We start from the raw sequence: 23,510 nt of genomic DNA on the forward strand, positions 1-23,510 counted from the left end.
GTCATCCTGCCGGGTCCAACCGCAGCATCGCCGCCTCGTCCGCGCTGCCGGGTGCGGCCTGGTAGACGACGAGCCGTTGTCCGCCTGTCCGGGCCAGCTTCATGACCTCGTAGGTGAGCGTCATCGCGCCGACCTCCGGATGGGCGAAGCTCTTGGTGCCGCCGCCGCGCTCCTTCACGTCGTAGCGGTCCCACAGTCGCGCGAAGTCCGGCGACTTCAGCAGCAGTTCGCCCACGAGGGCGGCCATCTGCGGTGAGTCCGGATCGGCGCCGCCGACGGCCCGCAGGTGGGCTACCGACTTGGCGACGGTCTCCTCCCAGGGCTGGTAGAGGGTGCGCCCCACCGGGTGCAGGAACAGATACCGCGTCACGTTGCGCTGCTCCGGCGGCCAGTCCCACAGGCCGGGCAGCAGCCGCCGGCCCGCGGGGTTGGCGGCCAGCAGGTAGCTGTGCGGGCTGACGACGTAGGCGGGTAGCGGACGCACCGCCTCCAGCATGCGCAGAACGGATTCGCGCACCGTCTGCTCGGTGGTGGGCTGCGGCTCCGTCACGCGACCCGAGGCGAGCTCGGCGAGGTCGTGCAGCCGCTCGTGGGCGTCCCCGCGCAGGCGCAGGGCGCGGCCGAGAGCGTCGATCACAGCCGACGAGGGGTTGGTCTCGCGCCCGCGTTCAAGCCGTGTGTAGTAGTCCACGCTCACCCCGGCGAGCGTCGCCAGCTCCTCACGGCGCAGCCCGGGCGTGCGGCGGATCCCGGTGCCCGCGGGCAGCCCTGCCTCCTCGGGGGTGATCCGTGCCCGTCGCGCCCGTAGGTATCTGCCCAGTTCGGTGCTGTCTGCCATCCGTTCATTGTCCCTGGTGGCAGCCGTGGGTTGGGGGGCCGTGTCAGGGCCAGGAACGCGGCGCCCCGGAGAAGTGCGGCCTGCCGCCGCGGGGGACGGCCGAACAGACTGGTCACCGTTGCGGGCGGCCGGCCGCCGCGGACCCAGGGGGCGCACGACGCCGGGCCGCGGACGTGGCGGACGCGCCGCCCGCACGGAAGACCCGCGGTGAGCGCGGCCGCCCAGGCCCGCCCCGCAATCCTTCGCCCCGTCAGGCCGAGGGGTCCGCGCGGCCCTTCCCGCCACACCCGCCCGTCCCGCCGCTCCCGTCCTTCACGTCCTTCACGTCCTTCCCCGCAACGCAGGAGGTCCTCGTCCATGCCGTCCACCACTGCCGCACGGCGGCCACAGACAGCGCCCCCGACGGGGAACCCCCGCACTTCGTCGCCGTCACCGTCGCTGTCGCCGCCCCCGTCGTCGCGGGCCTCCTCCATCGCGCTGATCGCCTCGCTCCTCGGCTTCACCGTCATCACCATCGACGTCTCCGCCGTCAACATCGCACTGCCCGCCATACGCACCTCACTGCACAGCGGCATGTCCGGTCTGCAGTGGGTCGTCGACGCGTACACGCTGATGTTCGCCGCCCTGATGCTCTCCGCCGGCGCCCTCGCCGACCGGGCCGGCGCACGGCGCGCCTACGCCTGGGGCGTCACCCTGTTCACCCTCGCCTCACTCGGCTGCGCCCTCGCCCCCGGTATCGGCTCGCTCATCGCGGCGCGCGTCGTGCAGGGCGGCGCGGCGGCGATCGTCATGCCCGCCTCGCTGGCGCTGATCCGGCAGGTGTACGACGACCCGCGCCGCCGCGCCCGCGCCATCGCGATGTGGACCGTGGGCGGTTCGGTCGCCATGGCGGCCGGGCCGGTGCTCGGCGGTGTCCTCACGCAGGCGGCGGGCTGGCGCACCGTCTTCCTCCTGAACCTCCCGGTCGGTGCCGTGATCCTGGCCCTGCTGGCCCGCACGCCCGCCTCCCCGCGCCGCCCCGCCCCCCTCGATCTGGCGGGGCAGGTCAGCGCCGTGCTGGCCCTGGCCGGTCTCGCCTACGGGGTGATCGAGGGCGGGCACGCGGGGTGGACGTCCCCGCCGGTCCTCGCCGCGTTCGCCGTCGCGTTCGCCGCCGCGTTCGCCTTCCACACCGCCGAGAAGCGGCATCGCGCGCCGATGGTCCCGCTCGGCATGCTGCGGCAGCGCCAGGTCGCGGTGCCCCTCGTGGTCGGCTTCGCGGTGAACGCCGGCTTCTACGGTGTCGTCTTCCTCCTCGGCCTGTACTACCAGCAGTTGCGCGGCATGACGGGCACGGCGGCCGGGCTGATGTTCGTCCCCCTGGCGGCCGTCATCACGTCGATGAACGTCGTCTCCCCGCGCCTGGCGGAGCGCGTGGGCCGCCGGAAGGTCATCGTGCTGGGGCAGGCGGTCCTGGCCCTGGCGATGTTCGCCCTGCTCCCGCTGACGGCCCACACGCCGCTGTGGCTGGTCCTGGTCCTTCTCATCCCCACCGGCATGGGCGGTGCCCTGGCCGTGCCCGCGCTCACCGCCCTGCTCATGGACGCCGTCCCCGGCCACCGTGTCGGCACCGCCTCCGGCCTGCTCAACGCCCTCCGCCAGACAGGCGGAGCCCTGTCCGTCGCACTGTTCGGCGTGCTGCTGGCCGGGGGAGAGGCGGGCGAGAGCTTCTCCCTCCCCGGCATGCGGACGAGCCTTCTCGCGGCGGGCCTGACCCTGTGCGCGACGACTGCTCTGGCCGCCTGGCTCCTTCCGCGGGCACGGTCCTGACCCGCCGGACCGGTGGGTCGGATCGGACTAGTGGCGGCCCGGCGGCACGGCCTGGGCGCCCGGGTGTGTTAAGTATGATTTGACCAATCTTGTTCGATCTTGTCCTGTGAGGGCCAAGGGGAGCGGATGTACCGGAGTTGGACAGGCCGCCTGCGCGGGACCCTGTGCGTGTTGTCAGCCGTGGGCGCACTGCTGGCGCTGTCCGGATGCGCCGGCTCCGCCAGCCCGGAGGAGAAGCGGACCCATGCCGCGAAGCCGCCGCCGCAGCGGCCCCGGTCGACCATCCCGTACTGGGTGAATCCGCAGGGCAGCGCCGCGAAGCAGCTGGCGACCTACCGCGCCAGGGGTGACGAGGAGCGGGCGCGGCTGATCGCCCGGATCGCCGGGCAGCCGGTGGCGGAGTGGATCGGCCCGGACGACCCGCAGGGCCAGGCCCGCGGCTTCACCGATGCCGCCACCGCGGTGGAACGCGACGCCCTGCTGGTCCTCTACAACATCCCGCACCGCGACTGCGGTCAGTACTCGCGCGGCGGCGCGGCGGACGGGGAGACCTATCTCGCCTGGCTCGACCGGGCCGTGGCGGGCATCGGCGACCGCGCCGCGACCGTCATCCTGGAGCCGGACGCGCTGCCGCACGCGGTGGACGGCTGTACGCCGCAGCAGTTCCACGAGGAGCGGTACCACCTGCTGACCCAGGCGGTCACCCGGCTGAAGGCGCTGCCGCGGACGAAGGTCTATCTGGACGCCGGGAACCCGGCCTGGATCACCGACACGAGTCAGATGGCCGAGCCGCTCAGGCGGGCGGGCATCGCCAAGGCCGACGGCTTCGCCCTGAACATCTCCAACTACCAGACCACCGAGGCGAACATCTCCTACGGCCGGAGGCTGTCCGCGCTGGTCGGCGGGAAGCCCTTCGTGATCGACACCAGCCGCAACGGCAACGGCCCGGTGAGCGGCGCCAAGGACGCGCAGTCCTGGTGCAACCCCCCGGGCCGGGCACTGGGCGAGTCGCCCACCACGTGGACCGGCGAGAAGCTGGTCGCGGCCTTCTTGTGGATCAAGCGCCCGGGGGAGTCGGACGGAACCTGCAAGGGCGGCCCGAAGGCGGGCCGGTGGTGGCCGCGGTACGCGCTGGAGCTGGCCCGCAACGCCGACTGACCCGCCGGGGGCGCCGCCGGGCCGGGCGAAGCCCCGGATCCCGTCGCCTGGGCGTCCTCAGAACGCCCGGACGCCCTTGGCCACGGGCACCTTCACCCACACCGCCTTCGACGGGGCGCCGCCCTCGTCCACCACATGGAGCATGTACCAGCCCGGCGGCACCAGGGACGGGTCCTTGGGGAGGGTCACCGTGATCCGGTCCGCGGTCTTGGTGAACTCCAGCGCGATCGACTTCTGCTCGACGTTGGTGACGTGGGTGAAGGAGCCGGGCCGGATCAGCCGCGCGGTGGCGATGGTCTCGGTGCGGCTGGCCCGGTAGCTGGTCCGCCCGCCCAGCACCACGGTCCTCGGCGCGGTGTCCAGCAGTGCCGGGCGCGTCCCCCGGTAGAGATACGGCGGGGTGTAGATGTCGATCTGCTGCTCGAACCTCCCCGGCTGGGTGTTGGCCGCGTCGCTGAAGAGCGAGTCGGAGCCGAAGGTCATCACCCGGCCGTCGGGCAGCAGCAGCGCCCCGGAGTGGTAGTTGCGTCCCACCAGCGGGTCGGCGACCCGGCGTGTGGTGTTCGTCCTGGGGTTGTAGAGCTCGGCCCGCAGCACGTTGCTGGCGCCGCGGCCGCGGTAGTCGCCCGAGCCGTTGGTGGTGAGGATCGTGTCGTCGGGGAGGATGACGCTGCTGGGGTAGCGGACCTTGGCATAGAGCCGGGGCCCGTCCTGGAAGCGCGGGTAGCGGTCGTGCAGGTCGACGATGCGGGTCTTCGCGGTGGAGGTGGAGTCCTCGCCGACCCCGCCGCCGCCGAGCACCATGTACCGCTGGTCCTGGGCGGGTGGCAGCAGGACGGACATCGAGGTCTCCAGCGCGTCCGGGTCGCTGATGCCCGGCACCACGTCGAAGGTGTTGGTCCGCAGGTTCCACAGGCCCGGCTCGCGGCCCTGGTCGGCCGGGCCGTAGCCCGCGTTGGAGCCGGTGTAGAAGATCTTGCCGTTGTCGGTGAGGAAGAGGGCCGGGTAGGTGGGGAAGAAGCGCTGCTTGGGCAGATACCGCCACTTCTTCGTCCGAGGGTCGTAGATCTCGTTCTTGCCGGGCACCACCTGGCCGATCTCGTCCAGCCCGGAGACCGAGAGCACCTTGCCGTCCTGCAGTGTGGTGAGGGTCGGGTACCAGCGGGCCTCCTTCATCGGGTCGACCGGGATGTACCGCTCGGCCACCGGGTCGAACTCATAGCTCTCCCGGATTCCCTGGAAGTCCTTCTTGTCGAAGGAGAGCTTCTGGGCGACGCCGTAGAAATTATGGGTGTCCGGCCCGCGCAGCCCGCTGATCCGGTAATGGTCCTCGGTGCCGGTCTGATATCGCCTGCCCTTTTTCAGCGCCTCGACGTAGACGCGGCCGGTGCCGGGGACGGAGACGGTCTTGCCGGTCTTCTTGTCCTTGACCTGCTGGGCGCGGGGGACGAGTACGGGGTCCTTCGACTCGAACGTCCTGCCGTTGTTCTCTCCGGTGAACCGGGTGCCGGCCGGGAACGTCCGGGGCCGGTCCGGATTCTCGTTGTGGACGAACATCAGCCCGCCGGCCCGCTCCACGTCGCCTTGGAGTCTCTCGTAGCGCTGGGTGCCGCCGGCCACCAGCAGACGGCCGTCCGGGAGCTGGGTGTGGCCGGCGCAGAACATGTCCTTCGGCGTCGGGATGTCCTTGAAGGTGCCCCTGGTGGGGTCCCACAGCACGCTGCGGAAGGTCTTGGCGGCGAAGTTCTTGGCGTTGTTGCCGGAACCTGCGATCAGCAGCACCTTGCCGGTGTGCAGCAGTGCGGCATGGATGGTGTTGATCCGGTACTTCTCCGGGACATTCACCACACCCCAGTGGCCGTGTCGTGACTTGTACTCCGGCTGATTGATTTTGTATTGGTGGTACTTGACGGTGGTGAAACGGTAGATGGCGGGCCCATTGAGTCCTGCCAGCACAAGAAACGTCGCGGTGCCAATCGCGTAGCGGCGGGTGCGGCGACTCGGTCGGTACTTCACTCGCTCACGCCTCCCAAGCACGATCTTCGTCTTCCCGCCCGAACTGTTGCCGAAGTCGGGGGTTGAGGCGAGCGACCCGCCGAAGACCCGAAGAATGAATAAATGGACTTCGGGCCCGTGGACGAGTCACCGGGGAGACGAGGGCCGGGGGAGATCCGGATACCCGCTAGGAGCGGTGTGCCGAGCGCAGCCGGGTCCGTATGTTTCCGAAGTGGTCGCGGACCGCGGCCTCGGCGGCGGCAGCGTCGCCGGACCGCACCGCCGCCAGGATCTCGCGGTGCTGCGCGCAGGTGACCGCGGGATCCGCGGGCACCTCGACGAGGTCGGTGCGGACCCGGTGGAAGGCGTCCCAGAAGGCTTCCAGCACCTCGCTGAGGAGCAGGTTGTCCAGATGCCGGTAGAGCGAGGCGTGGAAGGCCCGGTCGGTGTCGGCGGCGACGGCCCCGGCGGTGGCCTCCTCCTCCATCCGGGTCACGATCGCCTCCAGCTCGGCGAGATCGGCCTCGGGAATCCGGCCGGCCAGCCGCGCGACCAGGCCGGTCTCCACCGCCTCGCGCAGCTCCAGCAGTTGCAGCAGGCTGTCCTCGCCGCGGTAGTGGCCCGCCACGGTGCGGAAGATCAGGCCCTCGATCATGGGGGCCATCGACATCGGGCCGACATAGGTGCCGAAGCCGTGCCGGATCTCCACGATGCCCATCGCCTGGAGCGCCTTCAGCGCCTCGCGCACCGAATTGCGGCTGACTCCGAGCAGCTCCATGAGTTCGGTCTCGGTCGGCAGCGGGGCGCCGGAGGGCAGCCGCTGGTCGATGATCAGCCTCTTGATCCGCTCCTGGATGTCGCGCGCCATCCCGCGACTGTGCACCGTGCCTCCCCATTTGACCAGCGGTACGACCCACGCCCGGCGCTGGGGCGAACGGTGGCCCCCCAAGGCCCGGAAAAACACTGTGGGCGTTCTCGGAGAACCGAGAACGCCCACGTCAGCAGCTTGATCACTGGTGCGCCGCCAGGGACTCGAACCCCGGACCCGCTGATTAAGAGTCAGCTGCTCTAACCAACTGAGCTAGCGGCGCTTGCTGACGAAAGAAATCTTACCCGACGGAAAAGGGTGCTCCGGACCACCGGTGAATCGCCGACTCTCGCCGCCTTCCGTTCCGCGGAAGTTATTGGTCTGGACATGACCAAATCTCGGGGTTAGCCTCGAACTTGGTCTAGACCGCACTGCGCGCGATCCCCAGCACTTCCCCCACGCATCCCAGAACCCCACGTTCTCCTGGAGCGAAGCATGCGCAAGAAGATCAGTGCGGCCTTCATCGGCGTCGGCCTCACTGCCGCCGCGGTCCTGTCGACCGGCGGCAGCGCGTACAGCCACGGCTACACCGACTCACCCATCAGCCGCCAGAAGCTGTGCGCCAACGGCACAGTGCGGGACTGTGGCCCCATCCAGTGGGAGCCGCAGAGCGTCGAGGGCCCCAAGGGCTTCCCGAACGGCGGGCCCGCCGACGGCACCATCTGTTCCGGCGGGCACGGCGAGTTCGCCCAGCTGGATGATCCGCGCGGCGGCTCCTGGCCGACCACCAAGGTCAGCGCGGGTCAGGACTACACCTTCACCTGGCGGTTCACCGCCGCACACGCGACCACCGACTTCCGCTACTACATCACCAAGGACGGCTACGACCCCAGCCAGAAGATCACCCGGGCCAACCTCAACCTCACCCCCTTCCTGACCGTCCCCTACAACGGCCAGCGGCCCCCGTTCACGCTCTCCCACACCGGCCGGCTGCCCGGCGGCAAGTCCGGTCACCATGTGATCGTCGCGGTCTGGACGATCGCCGACACGGGCAACGCCTTCTACGCCTGTTCGGACGTCCTGTTCTGACCGGCCGCGCCCGCCCGGACGACCGGTTTCCGGCCGGCCGGGCCGGCGGGGCATGGGCACCCCCGCAACGGGGGTGCCCATTTGCTTCTGGCAACCCTGGCCAAGGCTGGCAGCAACCGGACACCTCTGGTGCCACCCCTCTCACGGCCTCGCTCGATCGCCGCGCTGCGTGTGCGCCTGGCGGCGCTGCGTGGCGGCCGGGGTCAGCTTGCTGCCACCCGGCCCGGTTTCCCGGGGCGTGATGCGCGGTAAGGCGCCGGCTCCGCCAACTCGGTGGCTCACAGGGTGCGTTGACGTCGTTGCTGTGTGCGAATTACTGTCGGAAAGGGTTTTGGCTCGAAGATCGCAGAAGATCGCAATTGTCCGCCGCGCCGGACCAGGGGATGTCATGGCTGCTCGACCGATGATGTCCGGGCCCTCGTCGGAAGGCGCCCTGGCACAGGTACGCGTCCCCGCGCCGCGGTCCGCCCGCGCCCCACTCCACCCCGCGCCCCGCCAGGCCGTCCCGCTCCAGCCCGCGCCCGGCCCGGACCAGTCGGACCCGTCGGTCCAGTCGGGCCCGTCGGGCCGGCCGGATCCGGTCGAGCAGGCCCTGCTGGCGGCCCGCGACCTGATCGCCGCCACCGTCCGCCTCCACCGCCGCGAGCCGGCCCGGCCCTCACTGCCCGGCACCGTCCCCGCCGACATCGTCGAGCGGCTGGTCCGCGGCGCGGTCCACACCGTCTGCGCCGTGGTGACCGACGCCGACCAGGAGGAGGCGCTGCTGGCGGCGCTGGACCGGACCGCCACCCCCGGCGGCGAGCGGCTCACCGTCAAACTGCTGTGCCCGCCGCGCGCCCCGGCCGCCGACCGCGCCCGCCCGGTGCCGCCCGGCGGCGCGCGCCTGGAGATCCGGGTCACCGACGCCGCGCTCCCCTACGCGCTGCTGGTCGACGCCCGTGCCGCCTACCTGCGCCGGGGGCCCACAGACCCGGGCGCCGCGGGCTCGGTCGTCGAGGACCCCACGACCGTGCACGCCCTGGAGCTGATGTTCGCCGGGGCCTGGCAGCGTGCCCTGGCCCCCGAGGAATACCCGCGGCTGGGAGGGCGCTTGTGCCCCGAGTCGGTGCGGCGGATCCTGGAGTGCCTGCGCACGGGCCACACCGACGAGGTGGCCGCCCGTGAGATGCGGGTCTCGCTGCGCACCTATCGCCGCTATGTCGCGGAGATCATGCGGGAGCTGGGGGCGGGGTCCCGGTTCCAGGCGGGAGTCAGAGCGGTCGAGCTGGGGCTGCTGCCGGGCCGTCGCTAGGGGGTGTCCGATGGGTCTGCGCGGCGTCGCGACGCCTGGCACCCGCGCTCGCGGCGTTGTCGTCAGTCGCCGACGCTCCGCGTGGACTCCCTCCTCCGCCTTGCGATCACAGGCACCAGACGCCGCTCCTTCTCCCACGCCGACCCACCGGACACCCCCTAGTCGGCGTCCGGCGGGCCGGCGCCGCGACGCCGCGGCGACCCATCGGACACCCTCCGGGGCGGTCCGATCCGACCAGTACCCGGAGGCGGGGGAATGAAGGATCGCACGCTGCCCGACCACGGACCCACGCCCCCGGCCGAGGATCCCCTCGACCGCACCCTGGCCGCGGTCCGCGCGCTGATCGAGTCCACGGTGACCGAGCACCGGGCCCGGCGCACCCGCAGCCGGCAGGTCATCGAGATCGGGGTGGAGGACGCCGCGATACGGGCCGCCGCCGAGCAGGTCGCCGAGGAGGCCCGGCACACCGTCGACATCGCCCTGCCCGCCGCGAGCCCCGCGATGACAGCCGTCCACACCGCGCTCGCCGAACTGGTCGCCGGGCTCGGCGACGAGATCGAGGTGCGGGTGCTGTGCTCGGACCCGTCCGCCGCCTGGGGTGCCCGGGGCGAGGTGCGTACCGCCCGGGTGCCGCTGCCGACCCTGGTCATCGCCGACGGCGGCAGCGCCCTGGTGTGCACCGAGTCGGCGGCCGGCCGGCAGACCTCGGTCGCCTCGGACCCGGTGGTGGTGCGGACCATGTGCTCGATGTTCCAGAGCATCTGGGCCTCCGCCACCCCGGTGGCCTGGCCGTTCGACTTCGGCAACCGGGCCCGCGCGGACATGGTGCGGCGGGTGCTGGAGCGGCTGCGGGACGGGGTGACGGACGAGGCGGCCGCCCGTGAACTGGCCATTTCGGTCCGCACCTATCGCCGGTATGTCACCGGCATCCTGGAACTGCTGGACGCCGACTCCCGTTTCCAGGCCGGAGTGCGCGCGATGGAACTCGGCATCCTGCGCGACAAGTGATTCAGTGGGAAACGCCGGTCTTGCCGGATCCGGGCCCGCAAGGAATCCCGCGGACCCCGCCCGCTACTCAATTATGCTTTCCTGATCACATTGTGTACCGGAGCGTGCTGGCGATAGGTTGCACGCAGGCGTGCCGAGATCTGGCAACGCCCGGTAATGCAAGGGGATTTGTGGGATGGCGGACAGGCGCAGAAGGGGTGGGGTCGCGTTGGCCGACGCCGGCATCGGCCCGGTGGCGACCGAGCCGCGGCGAAGCGGACACGGCTCGAATTCACCTCAATCGGGACGAGCGCGGAAAACCGGCGGTCAGGTGAATCGGGAACGCGGCCGAGCCCGGGAAAGCGGCCGGCGGAACCACGGCCGCCGTGGCCGCGGGAATGGGATGGCGGCGCTGACCCGCGTGGTGCTGCCGCCACTCGTCCTCGGTGTTCTCCTGCTCATCGCCTGGGATGTCGCCACACGCACCGGGGCGGTCTCGACGTACTTCCTGCCGACGCCCTGGGATCTGGCGGACCATTTCACCCACGAGCTGTTCCACGGGCAGCTGCTCGACTACACCCGGGTGACCGTGTGGGAAGCGGCGGCCGGTGGCGGCATGGGAATCGGGGTGGCGCTTCCGCTGGGATATCTCATCGCCCGCAGCGATATCGCGGCCGCCGCGCTCCAGCCGTATCTGGCCGCTTCCCAGGCGGTGCCAGCGGTGGCCCTCGCCCCGCTGCTCGCCCTGTGGCTGGGCTACGGCCTGCTGCCCATCGCGGTGCTCTGCGCGCTGCTCGTCTTCTTCCCCATCCTGGTCAACACCGTGCTCGGGCTCCGCTCGGTGGACGCCGAGGTGATGGGCGCCGCGCGGGTGGACGGCGTGGGGTGGTGGGGGATGCTCTGGTACATCGAGTTCCCGCTGGCCCTGCCCAGCATCCTGGCCGGCGTCCGCAACGGCCTCACCCTCTCCATCACCGGCGCGGTGGTCGGCGAGTTCGTCATGGGCGGCGACGGCCTGGGCCAGCTGCTGTCCGTGCAGCGCCAGGAGGCCGACACCCTCGGCCTGTTCACCACCATCACCATGCTCTCCCTGCTCGCCGCCGGACTGTACGGCGCGATCCGGATGGTCGAGCGGGCGGTGCAGCGCTGAGGACGACCCCCACCCCCCTCTTGCGACGTTTTCCAGATCTTTCCTTCCCTTTCGTTTGCTTCCTAAGGAGAAGTACGTGTCTTCCACCCAGGGGACTACCCAGCGGCCGGCGCGCAGACGTCATGTCATGGGGGCGGCCGTGCTGTCGGTCGTGGCGGTCGCCGCGCTCACCTCGTGTGCCGAGGAGCCGGGGAAGTCGGAGGGCAAGAACGGCGACCCCATCACCCTCGGGCTGACCTACACCCCCAACATCCAGTTCGCGCCGTTCTACGTGGCCCAGGAGAAGGGCTACTACAAGGACGCCGGGGTCGAGGTGAAGCTGCGCCACCACGGCGCGGCCGAGGACCTCTTCGGCGCGCTGAAGCAGGGCCGCGAGGACGTGGTCTACGCGGGCGGGGACGAGATGCTCCAGGCCCGCTCCAAGGACCTGCCGATCGTGGACATCGCCACGATCTACCACAAATACCCGGTGGCCCTGCTGGTCCCGGAGGATTCCGAGATCGAAAAGCCGGCCGACCTCAAGGGCAAGACCCTGGGAACTCCCGGGAAGTACGGCGAGACCTATTTCGGATTGCTCGCCCTGCTCAAGGAGGCCGGGCTCTCCGAGAAGGACGCCGACGTGAAGTTCATCGGCTTCACCCAGCAGGCGGCGCTCAAGGGCGACCGGGTCGACGGCGTGATGGGTTACATCAACAACGACGCCGTGGCCTTCAAGGAATCCGATATTCCGGTCCGCGCCCTCACCCTCTCCGCCGACGGCGGCGGAGAGTCCCTGGTCGGGCCGTCGCTGGGCGCCAAGCAGAGCACCCTGGACAAGCGCGCCGAGGACGTACGGAAATTCGTGGACGCCTCGCTGCGCGGCATGCGCTACACCATCGACCACCCCGAAGAGGCGGTGAAGCTCAGCGAGAAGTACATTCCCGGGCTCGACGACAAGAAGCACCAGGAGAACGCGCTGGCCGTCCTGGAGGCGACCAAGCCGCTGATGCAGAACCGGCGCGGTGAGCTGGGCTTCATCGACCCGCAGGTATGGGACCGGATGGCCCAGTTCATGTCCGACCAGGGGCTGCTGGAGAAGCAGCTCCAGGCCGAGGAGGCGTACGACGCGGACTACCTGCCGCCCCGGCACTGACCAGACACGCCCCCGGACCCTGACCGCCAGGCCCGCGCCACCGCAACGAGGGCGCGGGCCTGGCCGGTGAGGTCAGGCGCCCAGCGCGTCCCGGAGCTTCAGCAGCTCCTCCACCACCCGCAGGTCGTACGGCTCGGCCAGCGAGACCACCACATGGCGGGCGCCGGCCTCGGCGAACCCCTCGACCAGCGGCAGCTGGTCGGGGTTGACCATGACGGTGCGGACCACCGCGCCCGGGTCGCGGCCGACCCGGGCGCACCACTGGTCCAGCACCCCGCTCAGCTCGCGGAACTCCGCCACCGGGTCCGCGGAGGCCCAGCCGTACCAGTTCCACCAGTCGGCCTCGCGGGCCACCAGCTCGAGGGTGCGCTTGCGGCCACCGCCGCCGATCAGCAGCGGCAGCTCGCCCGCCGGGCCCGGATTGAGCTTCGCCAGCCGCCGCTTGACCACGCGGACCGAGGCGGCGAAGGCGTCCATCCGCTCGGCCGGGCCGGGGAAGGGCAGCCCGTACTCGGTGTGCTCCTGCTCGAACCAGCCCGCGCCGAGGCCCAGCACCAGCCGCCCGCCGCTGAGCTGGTCGACGGTGCGGGCCATGTCGGCGAGCAGGTCGGGATTGCGGAAGGCGGTGCAGCTGACCAGCGGGCCGATAGCCGCCCGTTCCGTCTCCACCGCCATCGCCGACAGCAGCGACCAGCACTCGAAGTGCCGTCCGTCCGGGTCCCCGGTGTGCGGCAGGAAGTGGTCCCAGGTCCAGATCGAGTCCACGCCGAGCGCGTCCGCCGCGCGCCAGGCGGCGCGCAGCGTCCCGATCTCGGTGTGCTGGGGGTGGAGCTGCACGCCGACCCGCAGGCCGGTCGCGGCCCCGTCGTACTGCGACACGTCGGGCGCCTTTCTGTCGGTCCTCGGTCCTTCGGTCTTCGGGTCTTCGCTCTCGCGGCCGCCGCGTCAGGAGCGGTCAGGGGGTGACGAGGACCCGGTAGACGGGGGTCTGGGCGGTCTGCTTGAGCGCCTGCTCCACCTCGTCCAGCGGGTAGCGGGCGGTGACCAGCGCGGCCAGACGCTTCGTGAGCAGCCCGCCGCGCAGCAGTTCCGCCGCGGCGCGCCAGTCCGCGGGCTCCTGGCTGTAGGACCCGGTGACGGTCAGCTGACGGCGGTGCACCTCGTAACCGGGCAGCTCGGCGGGCGGGCCGTCCGGTGAGCCGCCGAAGAGCACGATCCTGCCCCCGTCGGCCACCGCCGCCAGCGCGGTGGCGATGGCCGCAGGAGAGGCGATGGTCACGAAGACCACGTCGGCGCGGGGCACCTCGGCCAGTCGGTCCGGCGCGATCGCCGCGTCCGGGCCCGCGGCCTCGATGGCGGCGCGGCGCTCCTCGTCCAGCTCGACGACCACCACCGAGCGGGCCTGCTGGTGGCGGGCGAGCGCGAGGTGCAGATGGCCCATGAATCCGGCGCCCACGACGGTGACCCGGTCGCCCGGCCGCAGCCCGCCACGGCGCAGCGAGTGCACCACGCAGGCCAGCGGCTCGCCCATGGCGGCCAGGACGGGATCGGCGTCGCCGACCGGCCAGACCTGGGAGGCGGGGGCCGTGACGTACTCGGCGAGCCCGGCGCCCATGGTGATCGCCCCGTCGGCGCGCATCCCGCCCTGCGGCGAGGCGCAGACGGCGGACTGTCCGGCCCGGCAGCCACGGCAGGCCCCGCAGCGGGTGAGCAGGTCCACGGTGACCAGGTCGCCGACGGCCGGGGCGTCCTCCAGCTCGGTGGCGCGGGCGCCGACCCGCTCCACCCAGCCGGAGATCTCGTGGCCCGCGGCGGTCGGGTACACGGGCATGCGACCCGCGTAGAGGTTGCCTTCCATGGTGCACAGCCCGCACGCGGCCACCCGTACCAGCACCTGGTCATCGGCGACTTCGGGGGCGGGGATCCGCCGCACCTCCACCTGGCCCGGCGCGGTGATGACAGCTGTGCGCATGGGAACTGCCTTCCGCATACGAGGAGTTGTGTCCGGAGGCTATGCCGGGCCGTCGACGGGTGGCAAGGGCAAGATCCCCGCGCGTAGATGGAGCCGGCGGCGGGCCGGTGTGGACCGTCGTGCCGCTTTCGGCCGCCGCCATCACCGGTACCACGCACAGTGGTTGGGGCGCTTTATGGGCTCATGTGGAGATCCGCGCGCCCTCTCTCGCCGCCGTAAGCGGGGTGATCTTCCTTGCCGACCAGCACACGTGCTGGTTATCGTGAAGTGCTATTGGTGCGGGGGGACTTCACGCTGCGCCGCAACGGTCATGGGGGCATCCTTTGAGCCACTCCGGAATTCGGCACAAGGACCGGGCGGCCTTCGGCATGGAAGCCGATGCGGGTGCGGCCGCCACCGATCCACCCCCTGCCGAGGACGCCTCCACCGACGATCTGGAGGCCGCGCTCGGACAGGCGCTCACCCTGCTGGAGTCGGCCGTTCACCAGCACCGCCGCTCCACCCTCGCCTGTGTCACCGCCGATCTGCCGGTGGGCGGCGAGGCCGTCGCCGGATGGGTCGCACGCCTGGTGCTGCGCGCCGAACGCGCGGTGATCTGGAGCCTGCCGGAGGTCGCCTCCGAGGGGCACGGCCGGCTGATCGCGCAGACCCTCACCCAGCTCGCGGGCAAGGGCGTGCGCACCCGGATGCTCTGCCCGCCGCCGGTGATCCGCGGCCCGCTGTGGGCCCGGACGATCGGCGCCTTAGCGCCGGAGGCGGAGGTCCGCGTCTGCGGCGCGGTCCGCCAGGAGCTGGTGGTCGTCGACGGTGCCGCGGTCATCGCGCCGGACGCCACCCCCGGGGAGCCCGGCGGCTCCCGGGCCTCGATGATCCAGAATTCCACCGTCGCCGACATGACCTACCAACTGCTGGCCGGCATGTGGGACACCGCCCAGCGCCCGGTGCGGCCGCTGTCCTTTGAAGGCGGTGCGCGCGGCCGGGTGCTGCGCGAGGTGCTGACGCTGATGGCCGAGGGCTACAAGGACGACGCCGCGGCCCGCAAGCTGGGCCTCTCGGTTCGCACCTACCGGCGCTACGTCGCCGACATCATGCGCGACCTCGGGGTCGAATCCCGCTTTCAGGCAGGTGTGCGGGCAGCCCGTTCCGGCCTCATGGAGACGGACACCCAGTAATCTGGTGTGAGTGACCTGGCCCACAAGGGTGCAGGTCTATGCCAGTTGAGGTTAACGATCGGTATCTCTCCCGCACCGTGTGACAGGTAGTGGACTCCGACCTTGCTGCACACATCTTCGCCCCCCTAGCGTCTTGGCCGTTCGTCAGAACCCTCAGGTTTTCGTCCATGACACAAATGGAGGTGCGGAGCTGATGACCGCCATCGTCGAAGAGCGCCGGGAAACCATCAAGGAAATCGTCACGGACATCCTGGAGATCGATCCCGACGAGGTCACGGAGACCAGCCTCTTCAAAGAGGAGCACGACGCGGACTCGCTCCGCGCCATTGAAATCCTGGCCGCCTTGGAAAGAGAGTTCGATGTGGTGATAAACCAGTCCGAACTGGCTCGAATGGTCAACCTTCAGGGCGTCTACGAGGTCGTTTCACAGGCAGCCGGCTGGTAATCGGCTCCCTGGCGGCACGCAGGAGGCTGCGCGAACATGCATGATGAACCGACCCGCCGCGTCGTGATTACGGGCGTGGGACCGGTGTCCAGCATCGGTGTCGGCGCAGCAGAGTTCGGGTCCGGACTGCGCTTGGGAAAAAATGCCGCGAAACCCATCACCGCGTTCGACACCGAAGGCTTTGACCACGCCATCGCGTGCGAGATCACCGATTTCGATCCGACCCGCTGGATCCACCATCTCGACCCGCGCACCCTGGGCCGCGCCAGCCAGTTCTCGGTGGCCGCGGCACGGCTGGCGGTCACCGACGCCGGGCTGACCGAGGAGCAACTGCGCGGCGCTCCGTGCCTGGTGTCCATCGGCACCACCGACGGCGAGTCGCGCGACCTGGACCACCTGGTCGAGGTCGAGGTGACCGAGGGACCCGAGCAGATGGACCCCCAGGTGGCGCGGCGGGTGCCCGCCGGACGGCTCTCGGCCGCCATCGCCCAGGAGTTCGGCCTGCGACGGGCCGAAGTGGTCACCCTCCCCACCGCCTGCGCCGCCGGCAACTACGCCATCGGATACGGCTTCGACGCCATCCGCGGCGGCGACGTGGAGTACGCCCTGTGCGGCGGCGCCGACGCGCTGTGCCGCAAGACCTTCACCGGCTTCTACCGGCTGGGCACCATCGCGCCGGAGCGCTGCCAGCCCTTCGACAAGGACCGCAGCGGCATCCTCACCGGCGAAGGCGCCGGGGTGCTGCTGATGGAGTCGCTGGAATCCGCGCTGGCCCGCGGCGCCCGCGTCCTTGCCGAAGTCCTCGGCTACGGCCTCAACTGCGACGCCCACCACCCCGTCGCGCCGCACCAGGACAGCGTCGCCCACTGCATGCGACTCGCGCTGGACAACGCCGGCGTCAAGCCCGAAGAGGTCGACTTCATCTCCGCGCACGGCACGGGGACAAAAGCCAACGACGTCACCGAGGCCGGCGCCATCCGCCAGGTCTTCGGCGACCTGGCCCCGCCGCGCACCGTCTCCATCAAATCGATGATCGGCCACGCCATGGGCGCCGCCAGCGCCCTGGCCTCCATCGGCTGTGCCCTCGCACTTGACCAGGGGTTCATCCCGCCGACCATCAACCACGTGCAGACCGACCCGGAATGCGGCCTGGACTGCGTGCCGAACGAGGCCGTCGAGGCCCGACTCCACGTCGTCCAGAACAACGGCCTCGCCTTCGGCGGCAACAACGCCGTGGTCATCTTCGGCAGTCTCGACCGCCGGCGCACGGAGGTCCGGGCGTGAGTCAGGTGATCACCGGCGCCGGGGCCGTGGTGAGCGTCGGCGACGGCGTGGACGAGATCTTCGACGCGCTGTGCGCCGGCAGCAGCGGCATCGGTGAACTCCGCGGCTTCGACCGCGGCAAATACCGCGCCCGGCACGCCTACGAGATCGACGACCGCCCGCCGGGCGGCGGCGACGTCCCCGGCCGTGCCACCGGCTGGCTGTTGCGCGCCATCGCCGAGGCCACCGCGCAGGCCGGCCTCGGCGACGACCTCGGCGAGGTGCCGGTCCTCATCGGCACCGGCCTGCGGGAGCTGCGCTCCGCCGAACTGGCACACCGCGACGGCACCCCCTTCGACATCGACCGGCTGCACTTCGGCACCGCGCTGCGTGAGCGCTTCGGCGCCACCCGCACCTACACCTTCGCCGGCGCCTGCTCCGCCTCCCTGTACGCCCTCGCCATGGGCAGCGACCTGCTGGCCACCGGTGCCGCGGACACCGTGGTCGTCGCGGGCGTCGACCCGATCACCGAGTCCATGTTCGGCCTGGTCGACCGGGTCAACATGGAGCCCGCCGAGTGCTGCCGGCCCTTCGACCGGGCCCGGCGCGGCGCGGTGATGGGCGACGGGGCCACCGCCGTGGTGCTGCGCCGCGAGGAGCCCGGGACGGCCGTGGCGCCGCGCGGATCCGCCGGACACCCCCTGGGTCGGCTGCGCGCGGTCAGCATGAACTGCGACGCGCACCATGTCACCGCCCCGGACGTGAAGGGCATGGCCGCCTCGGTGCGCGAGGCACACCGACAGGCGGGCCTGACCCCGCGCGACATCGACCTGGTGATGCTGCACGGCACCGGGACCATGCTCAACGACGAGGCGGAGGCCACCGCCATCGCCGAGGTCTTCGGCGACGCCGCCACCGAGCCGCTGATGACCGCCCTGAAGTCCATGACCGGCCACACCTCCGGCAGTTCCGGCCTGCTCAGCCTGATCGTGGCGCTCAAGACCATCGCCTCCGGGAAGGTGCCGCCCATCCTGGGGCTCACCGACCCGATCGCGGCGACCGCCGGCTTCCGGCTGGTCACCGCCCCGGTCGCGGGCGCGGACATCGCCGTCGCCCAGGTCGAGGCGTTCGGTTTCGGCGGCGTCAACGCGGTCGCCATCGTGGAGAGGGCAGAGGGTTGAGCACCACCCGGACCGCCGTCATCAGCGGCGTCGGCCTGGCCCTGGCCGGCGTGACGGACCCCACCGACCTGCTGCGCACCACCGCGGCGGCCCGGCCCGAACCGTTCGACACCGCCGCCGTCATCGGCCGCCGCGGCCACCGTTACAAGGATCGCGCCACCCGACTGGCGCTGTGCGCCGCCGTCCACGCGCTGCGCGACGCCGGCCTCACCCCGGACGGCGGCCGGGAGTTGGCCGTGCCCGGGGAGAGCGTCGGCGTGGTCGCCAGCTCCAACCTCGGCAACCTGGACACCGTCTGCCAGATCACCGCGCAGATCGCCGAGGAGGGCACCGGCACCATCAGCCCGATGGCCACCCCCAACGCCTCCAGCAACGTGGTCGCCTCCACCGTCGCGATCCACTTCGGCCTGCGCGGCCCCAACATCATGCTCTGCAACGGGCCCACCTCCGGCCTGGACGCCGTCCACTGGGCGGCCACCCTGATCGCCGCCGGCCGGTTGCGCCGCGCCCTGGTCATCGGCGTGGAGACCGGCAACGACATCGTCGGCGGGCTGCTCGGCCGCGACCCGCGCGAGCTGCTGGACGGCGCGGCCGCCCTCGTCGTGGAGGCCACCGACGCGGCCCGCGACCGCGGCGCCGACCCGGCCGCCGTCCTGGGGCCGCACACCCGCCGCGGCGACCTGCGCTCGTGCGTCGCCGCCCTGCTGCCCGGCCCCGGCGGCCCGCACCACGGCCTGGGCCCGAGCGGCCAACCCGGGGCCGGCGAGGCCGGGCCGGCGGCCGCCCCGCCCGGCATCTGGTTCACCCCCGAGGGGTACGAGCCGGGCCCGGGCACCGCGCCGGTGCCCGACACCGTGCCCCGCCATGACGTCTCCCGTGGAGTCGGCCCGGCCTCCGGCGCCCTCGGCGTCCTCCAGTGCGCCGCCGCGGCCGGCTGGCTCGCCACCGCCGCCGACGGCCGCCGCGCGCTGATCACCACCGGCGACGACGCCTCGGACGGGGTCGCCGGACTGCTTCTGACACCCCACGGAGCGTCGTGAAGCGCGCCCGAAGCGAAAACCCCCGCCCTTCCGATGGAGCACACCTGATGACAGCTGCGATCGAGTCGGCCCCGGGGCTCACGTCCCTGCTCGGCGACACCACGCTGGTGCGGCTGCGGCCCCGCTACGAGGGGTCCAACATCTGCACCTGGATAGGCTTCAAGCACATCAACTACCTGGTCGAGGAAGCCGTCCTGCGCCACTTCGAGCAGTGCGGCCTGCCCTCCCGCCGGCTGTACGAGGAGTACGGCCTCGGCCTGGACTTCGTCGCCATGGACACCCGCATACTGCACGCCTTCCACCTCGACGACGAGGCCGAGGCCGAGGTCGTGCCGGTCGGCGGGGGCGCCGAGACGGCGCTCTCCTTCAAGGTGATCCTGCGGGTCCGCCGCGACGGCGGGGTGCTGAAGGCCGCCACCGCCAAGGTGCGGCTGGCGCTGCGGATCGACACGGTCCTGGCGCCCGCCGCCTTCCCCGAGACCCTGCGGCCCTTCGTGGTCGAGCGGCTGGGGGCCGACCTGCCGCCGGTCGCCGACCCCGGCGCCGAGTTCACCGCGGCAGCCGAGGCGGTGCTGGCGGCCGGCGGCGAGGAGACCGCGGTCCTCGCCGCGCTCACCGAGGGCCGCAACGCCTACGCCTGGAAGTGGAACATCTCCTACCCGTACTGCCACTTCACCGAGCGGCTCCAGCTCTCCGGCTATCTGCGGCTGATGGAGGAGGCCAAGGACCGCTTCGTCCGCGACCGGGGCATCTCCATCAAGACGCTGCTGGACGAACGCCGGTGGATCCCCGCCTGCCCGGCCTCGAAGGTCCGGATCGTCGACGAGGCGCTGATGGAGGAGGACCTGTACACCGTCTACACCGTGGAGCAGGTCTTCAAGGACCTCACCTACACCTCCCGGGTGGACTGCTACGTCGTCCGGGACGGCCGCCTCCACCTGGTCCAGTCGGGCACCGTGGTGCACGGCTACGCGGAGGTCACCGGCCGCCGCGAGTGGAACCTGGTCCCCTTCGACCAGCGGGTGCTGGACGCCCTGCACGGGACCGCCTCCGGACAACTGGTCGGTGCCTGATGAGCGGCACGGCTGCGGCCGGCGAGGTGGTGATCACCGGCATCGGGACGCTGTGCTGCGTCGGCTCCGGCGCGGACGCCTTCTGGCAGGGCATGAACGCCGCGAAGAGCCTGCCGCAGGCCATCCCCGACCCGCTGGCGCACATGCCGCACCCGCTGATGTACCTCGTCCCGGAGGCCGATCTGCCGGACGGGCCGCGCGAGCAGGACGGCCTGCCGCTGGGCCGCGGCTCGCAGTTCGCGCTCGCGGCGGCACGGCAGGCCCTGGCCGACGCGGGCCTGGCCGGCCCCTTCGGGGAGCCCGCCGGCCAGGCGGGTCCGAGCGGCCCGGCCGCGGCCCGGCCCGTGCCCGGCGGCCCCGCACACCCCCTGGACCCGCGCCGGGTGGCCGTCTTGATCAGCACTGGCATGGGCGACGCCCATCTGCAGGAGCAGTGGCGCACCGGGGCGGCCGACAAACCGGACCGCTGGGTGCCCGACTTCCCCGTCGCCGCCGTGGTGGGCGGCTGGCTCGGCGCCGAGGGCGCCAACACCAGCATCAGCAACGCCTGTGCGGCCAGCGGGTACGCGCTGTCCATGGCCGCCGACCTGATCCGCTCCGGCGAGGCCGACCTCGCCGTGGTGGGCGGCGCCGAGGCGTACTCGCGGGTGGCACTGGCCTGCTTCAACCGGCTGGGCGCGATGGACCCCGAGCGGTGCCGCCCGTTCGCCGCCGGCCGGCGCGGAACGCTGTTCGGCGAGGGCGCCGCGGTGCTGGTCCTGGAGTCGGCCGAGCACGCCCGCCGCCGGGGCGCGCGGGCCCCCTACGCCACGCTCGCGGGCGCCGGCTGGAGCTGCGACGCCCACCACGCCACCGCGCCCGAGCCCGGCGGCGCCGAGATCGAGCGCGCGATGCGGTCCGCCTTCGCCGAGGCGGCCACCGGCAGCGAGGGGCTCGGCTTCGTGGTGCCGCACGGCACCGGCACCGAGCTCAACGACGTGGTGGAGAGCGAGACGCTGGCCAGGGTGCTCGGCGCCGCCGCCTCCGGCGTCCCGGCCTACAGCCTCAAGGCGCTGATCGGGCACACCGGTTCGGCCGCCGCCGCCTTCGGGACGGCCGCCGCCGCACTGATCCTGCACCACCGCACGGTGCCGCCGAACGTGCCGGTGGGCGAGCCGGACCCGCGCTGCGACATCCCGCTGCCGGCCGCCGCCACCCCGGTCACCGCCCCGTACGGCCTGGTCAACGCCTACGCCTTCGGGGGCAACAACATCTCCCTGCTGCTGACGGAGGCCGCCGCGTGAGCGCCGGCAGCGGCCGCGCCGCCAGCGAATGGGTGGTCACCGGCATCGGCGTGACCGAGGCCGAGGGCTTCGACCACCGCACCGCGCTGGGCCGGCGCGGCTACAAGTACCTCCCCGCCGCCTCGCAGTACTTCCTCGCCGCGGCCCGCCGGGCGCTGGCCGAGACCGGCGAACACCCCCCGGAGGCCGTCGCACCCGAGCGGCGCGGGGCGGTGGTCGGCACCAACAGCGCCGCCACCGCACTCCACGACGCCATGGACCGGACCGTCGTGGAGACCAGCTCCGAGGAGCTGAGCCCGGTCACCGCGCCCTACTTCTCCATCAACGTCTACATCACCAGGCTCGCCACCGAGCAGCGGCTCAAGGCGTTCAACATGACCTTCACCAGCCCCCGGGTCGCCGGCCTGGAAGCGCTGGAAGCGGGGCGGCGGGCGCTCGCCGCGGGCCGCGCCGACTGGCTGGTGGCGGGCGCCACCGAGGCCGCGCTGCCCGACTCCGCCCCGGGCGCGACGAGCTCCGAGGCGGGCGCGGTCGCCCTGGTGCTGGAGCGCGCCGCCGCGGTCACCGCGCGCGGCGACCGGGCGCTGGGGCGGATCGCGGTGCGCTCCGGCTTCCTGCCGCCGCGGCTGGCCGCCGCCGGCGACGGGCCGCGGCGCGCCGCCGCGCGGATCGAGGACGCGGTGGCGGCGCTCGGCCACCCGAAGGGCGGCCGACTCCCCGTCACCGCCGTGCTCGACGACTCCCCGGTGGGCCGGGCCGTCGCCGCGGCGCTGGGCGACCGGGCCGAACTGGTGCCGGCCGGCGCGGGCTGCCTCACCCCGCTGCTGCGCGCCGCGGCCGGGCTGAGTGATCCGAGCGCCCCGCCCGCGCTGGTGGTGACCGCCGCGGCCGAGGGAAACATCGCGGTGTGCCTGACGACCGGAGCCGAGCGGTGAGGCGGATGACCCGAGGCGTGAGGCGGATGACCCGAGGCGTGAGGCGGATGACCCGAGGGGTGAACGAGATGGCCGAGGGAGGAGCGAGATGACCACATCACTCGACGGCAGCTGGGCCCTCATCCTGGGCGCCTCCAGCGGAATGGGCCTGGCCACCGCCCGGGAGCTGGGCCGGCAGGGCGTCCATATCGTCGGGGTGCACTTCGACACCGCCGAGGGACAGGAGAAGGCCGCGGTCGCGGCCGAGGAGATCCGCGCCGGTGGCGTCCAGGCGCACTTCTTCAACGCCAACGCCGCCGCCCGGCGCACCCGGGACGAACTCGTGCCCGCCATCGCCGAACTCACCGGCGACCAGGGCGTCAGGATCTTCCTGCACTCGCTGGCCTTCGGCACGCTGCTGCCCTTCCTGCCCGCCGAGGACGGCCCCGCGATGGAAGCGCGCCAGCTGAACATGACGCTCGACGTCATGGCCCACTCCCTCGTCTACTGGACGCAGGACCTGGCCGCCGCCGGACTGCTCCGGCGCGGTTCCAAGATCTACGCGATGACCAGTTCCGGCGACTCCCGGGTCATGACCAGCTACGGGGCGGTCTCCGCCGCCAAATCCGCGCTGGAGTCCCATGTCCGGCAACTGGCCGTCGAACTCGCTCCCACCGGCGTCGCGGTCAACGCGCTGCGCGCCGGGGTGACCGCCACCCCCTCCCTCGCCCGCATCCCGGAGAGCCCCCAGCTCATCGAGCAGGCGATCCGGATCAACCCGCACCGGAGGCTGACCCGCCCCGAGGACGTCGCCGAAGCCATCACCCTGCTCTCCCGCACCGACTCCTCCTGGATCACCGGCAATGTGATCGGAGTCGACGGCGGCGAGCACCTGACGGCCTAAAAGGAC

Annotated in this window: 21 protein-coding genes and 1 tRNA gene; 16 read left to right on the forward strand and 6 right to left on the reverse strand. The window is 72.1% G+C overall.

The window, feature by feature from the left end; genetic code table 11:
• Position 1 precedes the first annotated feature (1 nt).
• Entirely contained in the window at positions 2–838 is an 837-nt protein-coding gene (locus AC4BDD_RS19140; RefSeq protein WP_490686670.1) for a helix-turn-helix transcriptional regulator, read from the reverse strand.
• A gap of 357 nt (positions 839–1,195) precedes the next feature.
• Here AC4BDD_RS19140 and AC4BDD_RS19145 point away from each other — a divergent pair, with 357 nt between their 5' ends.
• Positions 1,196–2,647 (forward strand): MFS transporter, encoded by a 1,452-nt coding sequence (locus AC4BDD_RS19145; RefSeq protein ID WP_490686671.1) that lies wholly within the window; start codon positions 1,196–1,198, stop codon positions 2,645–2,647.
• Between the two features lie 126 nt (positions 2,648–2,773).
• Positions 2,774–3,805, forward strand: a complete 1,032-nt coding sequence (locus AC4BDD_RS19150; RefSeq protein ID WP_490686672.1) for a glycoside hydrolase family 6 protein — start codon at positions 2,774–2,776, stop codon at positions 3,803–3,805.
• Positions 3,806–3,862: 57 nt separating this feature from the next.
• Here AC4BDD_RS19150 and glxA read toward each other — a convergent pair whose 3' ends face one another.
• The 3 genes from glxA to AC4BDD_RS19165 form a co-directional block, all read right to left on the reverse strand.
• A complete protein-coding gene (glxA, locus tag AC4BDD_RS19155) occupies positions 3,863–5,821 on the reverse strand; it encodes a radical copper oxidase GlxA (RefSeq protein WP_490686673.1) in 1,959 nt (652 codons plus the stop codon).
• Positions 5,822–5,987: 166 nt separating this feature from the next.
• Positions 5,988–6,668: a FadR/GntR family transcriptional regulator gene (locus tag AC4BDD_RS19160; RefSeq protein WP_490686674.1), complete on the reverse strand. Its 681-nt coding sequence runs from the start codon at positions 6,666–6,668 to the stop codon at positions 5,988–5,990.
• Between the two features lie 146 nt (positions 6,669–6,814).
• Positions 6,815–6,891 (reverse strand) — tRNA-Lys (locus tag AC4BDD_RS19165).
• Between the two features lie 212 nt (positions 6,892–7,103).
• On the opposite strand from AC4BDD_RS19165, the gene AC4BDD_RS19170 reads away from it, so the two are divergent.
• The 5 genes from AC4BDD_RS19170 (at position 7,104) to AC4BDD_RS19190 (ending at position 12,257) form a co-directional block, all read left to right on the forward strand.
• Entirely contained in the window at positions 7,104–7,697 is a 594-nt protein-coding gene (locus AC4BDD_RS19170) for a lytic polysaccharide monooxygenase auxiliary activity family 9 protein (RefSeq protein WP_490686675.1), read from the forward strand.
• Positions 7,698–8,085: 388 nt separating this feature from the next.
• Positions 8,086–8,988, forward strand: coding sequence for a helix-turn-helix transcriptional regulator (locus AC4BDD_RS19175; RefSeq protein WP_490686676.1), 903 nt, complete (start codon positions 8,086–8,088; stop codon positions 8,986–8,988).
• A gap of 255 nt (positions 8,989–9,243) precedes the next feature.
• Positions 9,244–9,996, forward strand: coding sequence for a DNA-binding response regulator (locus AC4BDD_RS19180; protein WP_490686677.1), 753 nt, complete (start codon positions 9,244–9,246; stop codon positions 9,994–9,996).
• 568 nt (positions 9,997–10,564) lie between these two features.
• Positions 10,565–11,125: an ABC transporter permease gene (locus tag AC4BDD_RS19185; RefSeq protein ID WP_490691842.1), complete on the forward strand. Its 561-nt coding sequence runs from the start codon at positions 10,565–10,567 to the stop codon at positions 11,123–11,125.
• Between the two features lie 76 nt (positions 11,126–11,201).
• The gene (locus AC4BDD_RS19190; protein WP_490686678.1) at positions 11,202–12,257 is read left to right on the forward strand and encodes an ABC transporter substrate-binding protein; all 1,056 of its coding nucleotides are present in this window, start codon (positions 11,202–11,204) and stop codon (positions 12,255–12,257) included.
• A gap of 72 nt (positions 12,258–12,329) precedes the next feature.
• Here AC4BDD_RS19190 and AC4BDD_RS19195 read toward each other — a convergent pair whose 3' ends face one another.
• Together AC4BDD_RS19195 and AC4BDD_RS19200 are read right to left on the reverse strand one after the other, a co-directional pair.
• Positions 12,330–13,136, reverse strand: a complete 807-nt coding sequence (locus tag AC4BDD_RS19195) for an LLM class F420-dependent oxidoreductase (RefSeq protein WP_490686679.1) — start codon at positions 13,134–13,136, stop codon at positions 12,330–12,332.
• Between the two features lie 76 nt (positions 13,137–13,212).
• Positions 13,213–14,229 (reverse strand): alcohol dehydrogenase catalytic domain-containing protein, encoded by a 1,017-nt coding sequence (locus AC4BDD_RS19200; RefSeq protein ID WP_490686680.1) that lies wholly within the window; start codon positions 14,227–14,229, stop codon positions 13,213–13,215.
• Between the two features lie 323 nt (positions 14,230–14,552).
• Here AC4BDD_RS19200 and AC4BDD_RS19205 point away from each other — a divergent pair, with 323 nt between their 5' ends.
• From AC4BDD_RS19205 to AC4BDD_RS19245, 9 genes are all read left to right on the forward strand, one after another.
• Positions 14,553–15,401 (forward strand): helix-turn-helix transcriptional regulator, encoded by an 849-nt coding sequence (locus AC4BDD_RS19205; RefSeq protein WP_490686681.1) that lies wholly within the window; start codon positions 14,553–14,555, stop codon positions 15,399–15,401.
• Between the two features lie 193 nt (positions 15,402–15,594).
• Positions 15,595–15,846: an acyl carrier protein gene (locus AC4BDD_RS19210; protein WP_490686682.1), complete on the forward strand. Its 252-nt coding sequence runs from the start codon at positions 15,595–15,597 to the stop codon at positions 15,844–15,846.
• Between the two features lie 36 nt (positions 15,847–15,882).
• Positions 15,883–17,130, forward strand: a complete 1,248-nt coding sequence (locus AC4BDD_RS19215) for a beta-ketoacyl-[acyl-carrier-protein] synthase family protein (RefSeq protein WP_490686683.1) — start codon at positions 15,883–15,885, stop codon at positions 17,128–17,130.
• On the forward strand, positions 17,127–18,290 hold the full coding sequence (locus AC4BDD_RS19220) for a beta-ketoacyl-[acyl-carrier-protein] synthase family protein (protein WP_490686684.1): 1,164 nt from the start codon (positions 17,127–17,129) through the stop codon (positions 18,288–18,290). The genes AC4BDD_RS19215 and AC4BDD_RS19220 overlap by 4 nt, the downstream gene beginning before the upstream one ends.
• Complete coding sequence (locus tag AC4BDD_RS19225) at positions 18,287–19,330, forward strand: beta-ketoacyl synthase N-terminal-like domain-containing protein (RefSeq protein ID WP_490686685.1); 1,044 nt, start codon at positions 18,287–18,289, stop codon at positions 19,328–19,330. Before AC4BDD_RS19220 ends, AC4BDD_RS19225 begins: the two co-directional genes overlap by 4 nt.
• Before the next feature lie 47 nt (positions 19,331–19,377).
• A complete protein-coding gene (locus tag AC4BDD_RS19230) occupies positions 19,378–20,403 on the forward strand; it encodes a hotdog family protein (RefSeq protein WP_490686686.1) in 1,026 nt (341 codons plus the stop codon).
• Positions 20,403–21,686: a beta-ketoacyl-[acyl-carrier-protein] synthase family protein gene (locus AC4BDD_RS19235; RefSeq protein ID WP_490686687.1), complete on the forward strand. Its 1,284-nt coding sequence runs from the start codon at positions 20,403–20,405 to the stop codon at positions 21,684–21,686. Before AC4BDD_RS19230 ends, AC4BDD_RS19235 begins: the two co-directional genes overlap by 1 nt.
• A complete protein-coding gene (locus AC4BDD_RS19240) occupies positions 21,683–22,621 on the forward strand; it encodes a beta-ketoacyl synthase N-terminal-like domain-containing protein (RefSeq protein ID WP_490686688.1) in 939 nt (312 codons plus the stop codon). Before AC4BDD_RS19235 ends, AC4BDD_RS19240 begins: the two co-directional genes overlap by 4 nt.
• Positions 22,622–22,709: 88 nt before the next feature.
• Positions 22,710–23,504: an SDR family oxidoreductase gene (locus tag AC4BDD_RS19245; protein WP_490686689.1), complete on the forward strand. Its 795-nt coding sequence runs from the start codon at positions 22,710–22,712 to the stop codon at positions 23,502–23,504.
• Positions 23,505–23,510: the final 6 nt, after the last annotated feature.

The sequence above is a fragment of the Streptomyces sp. JLBT605 genome, from assembly GCF_058215555.1.